This is a genomic window from Kamptonema formosum PCC 6407 (assembly GCF_000332155.1).
Taxonomy (GTDB): domain Bacteria; phylum Cyanobacteriota; class Cyanobacteriia; order Cyanobacteriales; family Microcoleaceae; genus Kamptonema; species Kamptonema formosum.
Map to the genome: position 1 here is coordinate 1,811,398 of NZ_KB235904.1, position 11,849 is coordinate 1,823,246.

Sequence of the window (11,849 nt, forward strand, 5' to 3'; positions counted from 1 at the left end):
CTAGTTGTAGTTTGCGAGACCAACGACCAATTTCGACTCTGTGTTAACGCCTACGGCATAGCTCGGAGGAGGCACATATCCTTACTTCTTAGTCTACCGCTCCTATCAGCTCAATTGCCGCTTCTCAGTTTCCAAAACTTTCAAATTTCCACTCTGGCAGGTGATGTAGCGCTGCGGCATAAGTCAGGTTGTATTGTAGTGGGGTGAGGGTGATGTAATTTTGGCGAATTGCTTGTACATCAGTTGGTATATCATGGGGAAGAGGTGGGTCTGTGGTTTCTTCAACTTCTTCTAATAACTCTCCTGCAAGCCAATAATAACTTTTGCCTCGCGGATCTACTCGTTTTTGAAATATATCGAAATAACGGCGGATGCCTTGACGCGCGATCGCAACTCCGGCAATTTCTGCCTGCGGGACGGCAGGGATGTTAACGTTCAATAACATTGGCTCTGCCATTGGCTTTTCAATCAAGTTCGCTACTAAATTTTGAGCAAAGTTTACTCCTGCTTGAAAATCCCGCGAAGTGTAACTGGCAAGACTAAAGGCAATGCTGGGAATGCCTTCGATGATGCCTTCCATTGCAGCGGAAACTGTACCAGAGTAGAGGATGTCTGTTCCTAAGTTGGGGCCGTGATTGATGCCGGAAAGTACAAAGTCTGGCCGTTTTTCAAGTAATGCCCACAAAGCTAGTTTAATGCAATCGGCAGGTGTACCGGAACAAGCCCAAGCTTTCACTTTTGGGTCAAAGATGGAATCGACTATTTCGGCCCGGATTGGTTGGTGAAGGGTGAGGCCGTGTCCGGTGGCGGAACGTTCTCGGTCAGGACAAACTACGCTAACATCGTGACCTGCGGCGGCGAGGGTGTTGGCAAGACTACGAATGCCTTGAGCGAAGATGCCATCGTCGTTGCTAATTAATAGTTTTACCATCAAGTTTTGTAGTTATATAACTATTTTAGTTTACGCGATCGCTCTGTATTTCTTACTCTCAATTCTGAGAGTTTTTATGTTTTTGATTTGCTTGCTCAACTCTCTGCGCGATCGCTTCCTTTCCTATGAAGAAGGGGCTAGGGGCTAGGGACTAGGGACTAGGGAAAGAGGGGGAGCAATTACCAATTACCAATTACCAATTACCAATTAGCAATTGCCAATTACCAATTATCATTAAACTTAAAATCTTTATAGTGTATATCTGCAATTTTTATTTCCTCGCAACTACCGCCAAATTCCAAGCAAATCGCTTCATTCCTGGCAATTTTTTCAAAAGGTTATCTAAGTTTTCTAACCGCCGATATTCTGGCTCTAATCTTGCTTGTTCGATAATAATTTTCTTCCAATAGCGCTCTTTATTCGGATGCACTCTTTCTATCAAATAAAAGCGTAAAAAAATCCAAAGCGTAGCCAGCCAAAAAGTATCATAAGCCACATCTGAATACAGAGAATTGACAAATTTAACAATGTTAATATCCAAAGGAGTCTCATCTTCAGTCCGCACTTTCGTCGCCATCCGCCGATAAACATTAATTATAGGATTGTGCTTCAGCGGTTCCCAAAAACAAGCTTTTCCACCTGGTTTAAGCACTCGGTGCATTTCTCGAATTGCTATTTTAGGTTCTGGCAAATGGTGTAACAAATTCGAGGCGTAGACAATATCAAAAGTATTATCGGGAAACTCTAATTCCATCGCATTTGCAGTGCAACCTTCAATTTTCACGCCGTTTTTCTCTGCTAATTGCAGAGCAACTTCTACCATTCCGGGTGAATAGTCAGTTGCTACGCATAGCGCACCTTTTTTAGCGAAATAAACGCTATTTTCACCTGCGCCACAGCCCAAATCTAAGAGTTTTTTGCCTGTAATATCGCCTAATTGTTTGAGAATAAATCGATTTTCGGGGGCTGTACAGGCTTCAAAATAATCTTTGACTCGAATGCCGTCAACATCTATTGTAGATGCCCAAGCATCGTGGAATTGTCGCTCTTTTTCTAGTGTTTTATCTTGCATCTTAATGAGTACCTAAAGCATTAACATCACCCCAGAGAGTCGCCACTTCAAAGGTCAATTCTTCTTGTAAGCTTTTTATAAATTGACCCAATTAAAGCTAGGGTGGGCGCAAGCCGCAAGTTTGTAACTCATAGCTAAATCCAATTAAAAATTAAAAGTTAAAAATTTAATTAATTTCCTTTTTAATTTTTAATTTTTAACTTTTAATTTTTGAGAAAGCCGATCGCCCACCTTACAAGTTATTAAGCCTATTCGGATCGAAAACAAAACGCATCTTATTTTTCATCAGAATCGGCTGTAAGATTTACGGAGTCATCTCTCTAACTTGTGCCTTTTCACCGATATCATCCATTAGCCGCATGAGATTCTGGTTGGAAGTCTCAAACCCTGGATTTAATGAAGCATAAAGACGATTCAACGCACTGACATAAGCTTGTGCTGAGGCGACAATAATATCAGTATTAGCAGCATGACCGGAAAATACTTTACCTTCATGTCGCAACCGAATTGTAACTTCTCCGATCGCATCAATTCCCGCCGTCACCGACTGCACAGAAAACTCAATTAACTCATTCGGTACGTTTACCACGCGGTTAATTGCCCTGTACACGGCATCCACTGGGCCTGTGCCGATCGCAGCATCCGTCAATTCCTCGCCTGTTGGTGTCCTTAGCGTCACCGTCGCCGTTGGCCTGGCGCGATCGCCACAGGAAACCTGTACCAATTCTACCCGGAAAAGCTCTGGCGGTTGGTGGATTTCGTCGTTCGCGATCGCCTCCAAATCCCAATCAGTAATTTCTTTCTTCTTGTCTGCCAAATCTTTAAATTTGACAAATGCCTTATTCAACTCATCATCTGACAGTTCAAAACCCAATTCTTTTAACCGACTTTGGAAAGCATGGCGACCAGAAAGTTTACCCAGAACGATTTGATTATCAGTCAAACCGATTGAGGTAGCATCCATAATTTCATAAGTCAGCTTATTCTTCAAAACCCCGTCTTGATGAATTCCCGACTCGTGGGCAAAAGCATTCGCCCCTACAATTGCCTTATTTGGCTGCACCAACATCCCCGTTAAAGTCGAAACCAAACGCGAAGTCTTATAAATTTGGCGGGTGTCAATATTCGTCAGGGATTCCTCAGAATCTACTGGTCGTCCCAAGAAAGGATTAAAATATTGGCGACGGACGTGCAACGCCATTACTAACTCTTCTAAAGCTGCATTTCCCGCCCGTTCGCCAATACCATTAATCGTGCATTCTAACTGCCGGGCCCCATTTTTCACCGCTTCCAAGAAGTTAGCAACTGCCAAGCCTAGATCGTTGTGACCGTGAACGGAAATAATCGCTTGGTCGATGTTAGGAACGTTTTCTTTGATGCCGCGAATTAAAGCCCCAAATTCAGCGGGAGTAGTGTAGCCAACCGTATCAGGGATATTAACAGTTGTCGCCCCAGCCGCGATCGCTCTTTCCAGCACTTGATATAAGAACTCTGGATCGGAACGACCCGCATCTTCTGGGGAAAATTCCACATCTTCTACAAAAGATTTAGCATGAGCCACCATCTCTGGTACAATTGCCAAAACCTCTGCTCTCGTCTTCTTCAACTTATATTCCAAGTGAATATCAGACGTTGCTAAAAAGGTATGAATCCGACGATTAGCTGCTGGTTCTAGAGCCTTAGCCGCTGCTTCAATATCATTTTTACTAGCTCTGGCCAAACCGCAAATCGTCGGGCCACCTTCTACCCCAACCGTCTGAGCGATTTTTTGTACGGCCTCAAAATCTCCCGGACTAGCATAGGGAAAACCTGCTTCAATTACATCCACACCCAATCTCGCTAACTGGCGTGCGATCGTCAGCTTTTCATCCACATTTAAGGCAGCCCCAGGCGACTGTTCCCCATCCCGTAAGGTCGTATCAAAAATAATAATCCGGTCTTGTTTTGATTGATTTTTCATGGTATTAGAACTGATGTCCTCCTGAGTTAAGTTGTGATTGAAACTTTGTTCCAGATAAAGAAGGGGCTAGGGGCTAGGGAAAGAGCGGGGGAGCAGGGGAGCAGCGGGGCAGGGGAGCGGGGGGGAGTATGAGTGATTACCAATTACCCATTACCCATTACCCATTATCGATTACCAATTACCCATTACCCATTATCGATTACCAACTAACAACTAACAACTAACAACTAACAATTACCCATTATTCTAATAATCTATTTTCTCAATATGTTCGCGAATCTCGTTTAGGTCGATATACCGATCTGTAGCATTACGGAGTTCTCTAGCAATCATCCCTTCGGTTGATACGACTGTAATATGAGTATTTTTCGATCTTAGCAGCTCAATCGCCCTCTCAAAATCCCCATCCCCGCTGAAAAGCACAACTTGGTCATATTGATCGACTGTATTAAACATATCTACGACTATCTCTATGTCTAAATTAGCTTTTTGAGAATATCTGCCAGAAGCGTCATCGTAGTATTCTTTGAGGATTTTAGTGCGAACTGTGTAACCCAGACTAATCAAAGCATCTCGGAATCCCCTTTGATCTTGAGGGTCTTTAAGACCCGTATACCAGAAAGCGTTAATCAGCATTACATTTTGCTGTGCATTCTTGAAATATTCCAACACTCGTCTCGGATCGAAAAACCAGCCATTTTTTTGTTGAGCGTAGAACATATTGTTCCCGTCTACAAAAATAGACAGACGGTTCATTGAGTTTGACATAAAAACTTAGACCTAATAATTGTAGAAAGGAATTTAATCTAAGTATTAGATTTTAGCAACATGGAGTTAACCTAGCAATGGAATAAAATTAAGAAATTTCCATTTCCCCAGTATTTCATATTTTAGGCTCTACTGCCACAGAGTTGCTTTCATCTCATAAGCGGGCTGCTTTTGAGAAGAGGTATCGGCTGAGGGCAACTCTGTGGCAAATGTCTCTTTGGCGATCGCTCCGCTAAAAACAATAGTTATTGCCCTGTTGCAGCCCTCTAGCAAGCCCTTAGTTTTTGCACGCTCTGCCTTCCCTCTGTGTGATTAAATTGCAGCAATTTAAGCTTAAGCCTTTTTGCTCTCCAAGGCCCAGCGAGCCAACTCCGTCCGGTTGTGGAGGCCTGTTTTGCCCAACATATTGCTAACATGGCTTTCAATTGTCCGCTGGCTGACATTCATCACATCTGCAATATCACGGTTTGCCAACCCTTGGGACACCAACTGTACGACTTTTAACTCGGTTGGGGTTAAATCGACGTTGCGGCGGGCCTTGATTTTTGGCCCACTGTCGATCGCATTATTTTGGTGGCGAATCAATCTCGTTGCCTGCTTGAGGGAAGATTCTACTTGTGCCACGAGTTCTTCTGGCTCAAAGGGCTTGACAATATAAACGTCAGCCCCAGTGCTGAGACCTTTAACTCTATCTTGGCTTTGACCCTTGGCAGACAGGAACAAAACTGGAATCCAACTGGTACGAGGATCTTCTCTGACGTGCTTGACTAAGGTGTAACCATCCATCTCTGGCATCATCACGTCACAAATAATTAAGTCGGGAAGATCCTCTTCTAGTTTTTCCAGGGCTTCTCGGCCATTTTCTGCTGTGACGACATCGTAGCCCCGAAACTCTAGATAATCTTTAACTAGCAGTATCAAGTTGGGGTCGTCGTCAACCAGCATTAGCCGTTTTTGATCTCCTATATTAATTTCCTTCATCTTTATTCCTGCCTGGAGACTCCCGTCATAACTGTAGTGATTGCAACGCTGGCAGCGAACAAAACTTATCGGCTTGACGGTGAGAGGAAAGGCAGGGCAGGGTATATGCCTCTCCACGATTTAAAAGGAATTGTAATGAGGTGGGGGTTTTAGCCCCTTCGCCGAGGCGGGTCAACTAGGCTTTCCAGTCCCCTACTAGACCCCGTGTTAGGGGTTAGCAGTGGTGGTTGAGCTAATAATTTCCCGCTAATCTAATGTTATCTGGCGTGCTTCCTAAAGATGCACGCCAGCTAGATCGAGTGGGATATTTAGTCTGGAGACTTTCAGCCGCTTAATGCCCCTGTCTGTACGGTGCTACTTCTGAATACTATAGAGAAATTTGACTATAATGCCTACTTACGTACTTGAATGTTTTGAGCAGTGGCTGGGAAGAGCGAGTGATTTTACCCTTGATAACTAGCTGTGGTGTCTAATTCCTAACGATTGCGATTGTGATGGCGATCGTTACAGGAAATGTTAGTGAGTGTGTAGCTCCTTATCTGGAAGAGGATGAGTTAAAAAAGCATATTCCTGAACTACTTGAGAGCCGATCAGATGTTCTTGAAGTATCCGCTCGATGATGGGTGGTGTGACATTCCGATACCACACACCGTCTGGATAGATGACCATAATCGGGCCGTTGCTACAAACGCGCAGACAATTGGCTTTGGTGCGAAAGATGCAACTTGGGCGATCGCCTGAAGGTTTATCTAATTTTAGTTCCTGTAAGCGTTTTTTTAGGTAGTTCCAAGCTTCCAGGCTGGCTTCTTTGTCGCAGCACTTGGGTACGGTTTGATCGGCACAGATAAAAATGTGCCTTTCGATTTGAGCTATTCCCAGGCTTTTCACGCAAGCGGCTAAGCTTGAGGTACATGATTCTTCGCTGTTTTGGCTGCTCTCTGAGGATTTAGAGGTGGCGATCGCGCTTGGTTCTCGATCGGACATAGGGCTAATGGCGTGAAACTTCGTCTCTATTTTCGCACTGTCTGGGGTAGGGAAGAAGGGGCTAGGGGCTAGGGGCTAGGGGCTAGGGGGAGAATGGGGGAGAGGGGGAGGTAAGTAGGAGGGATTATTAACAATTAACAATTAACAATTTTGATTAAAATAGCAACCGTGAAGACGTTTAGGGCACTGGCTTCTGGAGGACTTACGCACCCAACTAAAGAAACCGGGGTTTTTTACGAAAATACTTCGTTTTTACCCACAGATTCTCTCAAAAACCCGGTTTCTGGGACGACCTCCGTAAATCCATTATGGTTGAAACCATTGATTTGTCACCTATTCCTCCCCATCCTCCCCATCTCCCCCATCTCCTCCATCCTCCCTCTCTCTTCCCTAGCCCCTAGCCCCTAGCCCCTAGCCCCTTCTACTGTGTAAGTTCTCCCCTAAATTAGTTCGGGAACCCGTACTGAGAAATTAGTTGCGATCGCCACCTTAACCAGTTAAATTAGCACTCAGGAGTCGAGAGTGCTAACTCTCAAAGAAATAAGCCAAAAGGCAGAAGGTGCAGAGTAAAAATACTTACCCTCTCCCTGGAAGGCTTAACTCTTAAAAATTTGCAAAGGCTGTAATAAGCGAGGATTTTGTATGGCAGCAGTATCTCTGAGTGTTTCTACCGTTAAACCGTTAGGCGAGCGCGTGTTCGTGAAAGTAAGCGCTAGCGAAGAAAAGACGGCCGGTGGTATTTATATACCCGACAACGCGAAAGAAAAGCCCCAAGTAGGGGAAATTGCAGCAGTGGGCCCCGGCAAGCGCAACGATGACGGCACTCGCTGTGAAATGGATGTCAAGGTTGGCGACAAGGTTCTTTACTCCAAGTACGCTGGTACCGACATCAAACTCGGCACTGATGAATATGTCTTACTTGCCGAAAAAGATATTCTGGCGATCGTTGACTAAATAGCTAATGGCTAATGGCTAATTAGCGGGTTAATTCCTTATGGCATTAGCTTAACGGTTAAGAGCAATTAACAATTAGCTATTAGCGATTAGCAATTAGCAAATTTTTCAAATTACAAACAAATTTCACTTACTGGAGTCGAAAACTATGGCTAAGCGTATCATCTACAACGAAAATGCACGTCGCGCTCTAGAACGCGGTATGGACATTCTGGCCGAAGCAGTGGCCGTCACCCTTGGCCCTAAAGGTCGTAATGTAGTTCTAGAGAAGAAATTTGGCGCTCCTCAAATTGTTAATGATGGCGTTACCATCGCTAAAGAAATTGAACTGGAAGACCATGTTGAAAATACTGGTGTGGCTCTGATTCGTCAAGCTGCTTCCAAAACTAATGATGCTGCTGGTGATGGTACCACGACTGCAACTGTGCTCGCTCACGCTATGGTCAAAGAAGGCCTGCGGAACGTAGCTGCTGGTGCAAATGCGATCGCTCTGAAGCGCGGTGTTGACAAGGCGACTAGCTTTTTAGTAGAAAAGATTGCCGAACACGCCAAACAAGTAGAAGATTCCAAGGCGATCGCTCAAGTTGGTGCAATTTCCGCCGGTAACGACGATGAAGTTGGCCAAATGATTGCCAACGCAATGGATAAAGTCGGTAAGGAAGGTGTGATTTCCCTCGAAGAAGGCAAATCCATGACTACCGAGCTCGAAATCACTGAAGGGATGCGCTTTGACAAAGGCTATATCTCTCCTTATTTCGTCACCGACACCGAACGGATGGAAGCAATTCTAGAAGAACCTTTCATCTTGTTAACTGACAAGAAAATTGCTCTGGTACAGGATTTAGTTCCCGTCTTAGAACAAGTAGCACGCGCTGGTCGTCCGTTGCTGATCATCGCTGAAGATATTGAGAAAGAAGCTTTAGCTACTCTGGTTGTCAACAAACTGCGGGGCGTTTTGAACGTCACTGCTGTTAAGGCCCCTGGTTTTGGCGATCGCCGCAAATCCATGCTCGAAGATATCGCCGTGTTGACTGGCGGTCAAGTAATCACCGAAGATGCTGGCTTGAAGCTTGACAATACCAAGCTGGATATGCTTGGTAAAGCACGCCGCATTTCTATCACCAAAGATAACACCACGATTGTTGCCGAAGGTAACGAAGTTGCTGTCAAATCTCGTTGCGAACAAATCCGCCGCCAGATGGACGAAACTGAGTCTTCCTACGACAAAGAAAAGCTACAAGAGCGCTTGGCTAAGTTGGCCGGTGGCGTAGCCGTAATCAAGGTAGGCGCTGCGACTGAAACTGAAATGAAGGATCGCAAACTGCGTTTAGAAGATGCGATCAACGCTACTAAAGCTGCTGTGGAAGAAGGTATTGTTCCCGGTGGTGGCACAACTTTAGCTCACCTGACACCTCAGTTAGAAGAGTGGGCAAATAGCAGTCTGAAAGGTGAAGAATTAACCGGTGCTTTGATTGTGGCACGGGCTCTGGCTGCTCCTCTGAAGCGGATTGCTGAAAATGCCGGTTTGAATGGTGCTGTAATCGCTGAGCGCGTGAAAGAGAAGCCATTTAATGTTGGTTTCAATGCAGCTACTAATGAGTTTGTAGATATGTTTGAAGCTGGTATCGTTGACCCTGCGAAGGTGACTCGTTCCGCTTTGCAAAATGCAGCTTCTATTGCTGGGATGGTGTTGACGACTGAGTGTATCGTCGTTGATAAGCCTGAGCCCAAGGATGGCGCTCCTGCTGGTGCTGGTGGCGGTATGGGCGGTGGTGATTTCGATTACTAATCGCTAGTTTGATGGAGTAGAGTGGGCGCAAACGTTTGCGCCCACTCTCTTTGGTAATATAACGTAATCTGTTGATTAATCAATCAAGCTATCATAGTGGTGTACTCTCTAGTATACTGAGAGGCTCTATGAAAGCAGAAGTTCTCAAAAGATTATTTAGGGCGATCGCCAGTTCAGACACAGAGGCGATCGACAAATTGACGTATCTGGTGATTGAAGAGGAACGTCAGAATGGACACACGCTTCTAGCCGATCAGTTAGAGAATATTACTAAGAAAAGCCCAAAAGAGAAGTCCACCTCTAACAATAAATCAGTTTCGTCAGTACCAGAGAATCTACAGGCTCTAAGTGAACTACCGACGAGTAAGCGATTTAATCTTCCTCTAGTTAGTGTCATACCAAGGGAAAAACTGCGGCATCACATGGTGTTGGCTGAAAGTATTGAGAAACGTTTCCAGCGAATTGAACGTGAGTATGCAGCAAGGGATAGACTTGCTCATCATGGACTATGCTACAGGCAAAAAATTCTTTTATATGGTCTTCCTGGCTGTGGTAAAACACTGGGAGCAGAGCGTTTAGCCTGGAATACAGGTTTACCACTTCTTAAGGTTAGATTTGATGCAATGGTTTCATCTTTTTTAGGGGAAACTGCAAGTAATTTAAGGCTCGTTTTTGAAGAAGCATCAAAAAATCCATGTTTATTGTTTCTTGATGAATGTGACTCAATTGCTAAATCAAGAGAAGATTTTCAGGAAGTAGGAGAAATTAAGCGGGTGGTGAATACTTTTCTCCAGATTTTGGATGAATATGAACCAACCTCTGGTCTGATTGTAGCAGCAACAAACCTCACTAAATCTCTTGATACTGCACTTTGGAGACGATTTGATGATTTGATATCAGAAGGGTTTCCACATATTCAGCGTAAGTTCACTAACTCTTAAATCCGGTTCAATTATTCTTCTTATCCATCGCCAATAATGCCGTTCCATAGGCCGACTCTGTGCTAATTGGTGTAACGATCGGTACTTTTAACAGTCGCGAACGAATAGCAGCCCAAATAAGATTTTTCGCACCGCCGCCAGCAGTATAAACCCGCGTTAAAGGAGTTGCACCTAACTCCTGCAATAATTGATATCCTCGCGCTTCAATTCGCGCTATACTTTCTAGTAAACCGTGTAAAAATTCTACTGAGTCCTTGGGGCGAGGTTCTAGTTTTGGTGGTAAATTCGGGTCATTAATTGGAAAGCGATCGCCTGGTTTTAATAAGGGATAATAATCAAGTAAACTCTCTTGACTAGGATCGATTTTTCTGCTAAAATTATCTAATTCAGTATCACTAAAAAAGTGGCGCAACACAGCACCGCCTGTATTAGAAGCACCGCCAACTAGCCATAAATTACCTAATTTGTGACTATAAATTCCATATTTAGCATTATCAATGCGGGTACGGCTTAATAGTTTTAGCACTAGGGTAGAACCCAAAGATGTACTAGCTTCGCCGGGAGATTTCGCACCACTAGCTAAAAATGCTGCAATACTGTCAGTTGTACCCGCACGGACTATACAATTAGGGGGTAAAGAAAAGCGATCGCGCATTTCTGCTGTTATTTCCCCGACGATCGTACCTGGTGCGAAAACTTCTGGTAACTGAATGGTAATATTGGGAATAGTGGCGATCGCATCTGTCAACCATTCCGGGTAACATAGATTAGCCACGTCATAACCCAATTTCAAAGCATTATGATAGTCGCTGACACCGAGTTTACCGTGTAGCAAAAAACCCAGCCAGTCAGCTTGATGCAGGAAATAAAGCCTCTGAGAGACAGATAACTTATTTGTTAAATCTCTTGTTAACCACAGGAGTTTTGCCAGACTAGAGGTAGCGCTTAATACTGTGGGGTTGGGAGGCGCGTAGGGGTAGTCAGCAGCAACCATCGCACTTAGCTTATCCATCACCGCCACCCCTCGCGCATCATTGTAGAGCATCGGTGCAGCCACAGGCTTACCGTTAGCGTCGCATAGCATTACAGTTGAAGATGTACCATCAATCGCGATCGCTCTTACTTCACGGCGGATTTCTAGGGGAATTTGCGCGATCAGAGAAAATAGCGCACTCTGCCATATAGAGGATAATTCAAATTGTGGAGTTTCCTGTAGATTTGAGGGAGGCGCGGCAGCTACGCCAGCCGCAGGCATCGCGTTTTGGGGACCGTCAAAAGGATAACAAACCTCTGCATAGATTTTACTACCAGCATCAATTGCTACAGCCCGCGCCCCGGAAGTACCGAAATCTAGCCCAAGGTAAAAGTTCATAAGACATTATCTTAACAAGACTTAAGTATTTTATTGAACAAGTAGCAATGAACATAATCTAAAAGGCACAATCCAGTGACGGTGGAGTTGAACGATA

Annotated in this window: 10 protein-coding genes; 3 read left to right on the plus strand and 7 right to left on the minus strand. The window is 44.5% G+C overall.

The window, feature by feature from the left end:
* Positions 1-124 precede the first annotated feature (124 nt).
* The 6 genes from surE to OSCIL6407_RS0124835 form a co-directional block, all read right to left on the minus strand.
* On the minus strand, positions 125-931 hold the full coding sequence (gene surE / locus OSCIL6407_RS0124810) for a 5'/3'-nucleotidase SurE (protein ID WP_007353496.1): 807 nt from the start codon (positions 929-931) through the stop codon (positions 125-127).
* A gap of 271 nt (positions 932-1,202) precedes the next feature.
* Positions 1,203-2,003, minus strand: coding sequence for a class I SAM-dependent methyltransferase (locus tag OSCIL6407_RS0124815; RefSeq protein WP_007353497.1), 801 nt, complete (start codon positions 2,001-2,003; stop codon positions 1,203-1,205).
* A gap of 304 nt (positions 2,004-2,307) precedes the next feature.
* A complete protein-coding gene (locus OSCIL6407_RS0124820; RefSeq protein ID WP_007353498.1) occupies positions 2,308-3,963 on the minus strand; it encodes a 2-isopropylmalate synthase in 1,656 nt (551 codons plus the stop codon).
* A 246-nt stretch (positions 3,964-4,209) separates the two neighbouring features.
* Positions 4,210-4,731 (minus strand): LabA-like NYN domain-containing protein, encoded by a 522-nt coding sequence (locus OSCIL6407_RS0124825; protein WP_019487804.1) that lies wholly within the window; start codon positions 4,729-4,731, stop codon positions 4,210-4,212.
* Between the two features lie 333 nt (positions 4,732-5,064).
* On the minus strand, positions 5,065-5,712 hold the full coding sequence (locus tag OSCIL6407_RS0124830) for a response regulator transcription factor (protein ID WP_007355349.1): 648 nt from the start codon (positions 5,710-5,712) through the stop codon (positions 5,065-5,067).
* A gap of 516 nt (positions 5,713-6,228) precedes the next feature.
* Complete coding sequence (locus OSCIL6407_RS0124835) at positions 6,229-6,696, minus strand: (2Fe-2S) ferredoxin domain-containing protein (protein ID WP_007355347.1); 468 nt, start codon at positions 6,694-6,696, stop codon at positions 6,229-6,231.
* Positions 6,697-7,338: 642 nt separating this feature from the next.
* On the opposite strand from OSCIL6407_RS0124835, the gene groES reads away from it, so the two are divergent.
* From groES to OSCIL6407_RS31220, 3 genes are all read left to right on the plus strand, one after another.
* The gene (groES, locus tag OSCIL6407_RS0124840; protein ID WP_007353484.1) at positions 7,339-7,650 is read left to right on the plus strand and encodes a co-chaperone GroES; all 312 of its coding nucleotides are present in this window, start codon (positions 7,339-7,341) and stop codon (positions 7,648-7,650) included.
* A 148-nt stretch (positions 7,651-7,798) separates the two neighbouring features.
* Entirely contained in the window at positions 7,799-9,439 is a 1,641-nt protein-coding gene (groL, locus tag OSCIL6407_RS0124845) for a chaperonin GroEL (RefSeq protein WP_007353485.1), read from the plus strand.
* Positions 9,440-9,567: 128 nt separating this feature from the next.
* Positions 9,568-10,380, plus strand: a complete 813-nt coding sequence (locus OSCIL6407_RS31220) for an AAA family ATPase (protein ID WP_007353486.1) — start codon at positions 9,568-9,570, stop codon at positions 10,378-10,380.
* Between the two features lie 7 nt (positions 10,381-10,387).
* Here the strand turns inward: OSCIL6407_RS31220 and OSCIL6407_RS0124855 are convergent, their stop codons facing one another.
* Positions 10,388-11,752, minus strand: coding sequence for an FGGY-family carbohydrate kinase (locus OSCIL6407_RS0124855; RefSeq protein WP_007353487.1), 1,365 nt, complete (start codon positions 11,750-11,752; stop codon positions 10,388-10,390).
* Between the last annotated feature and the right edge of the window lie 97 nt (positions 11,753-11,849).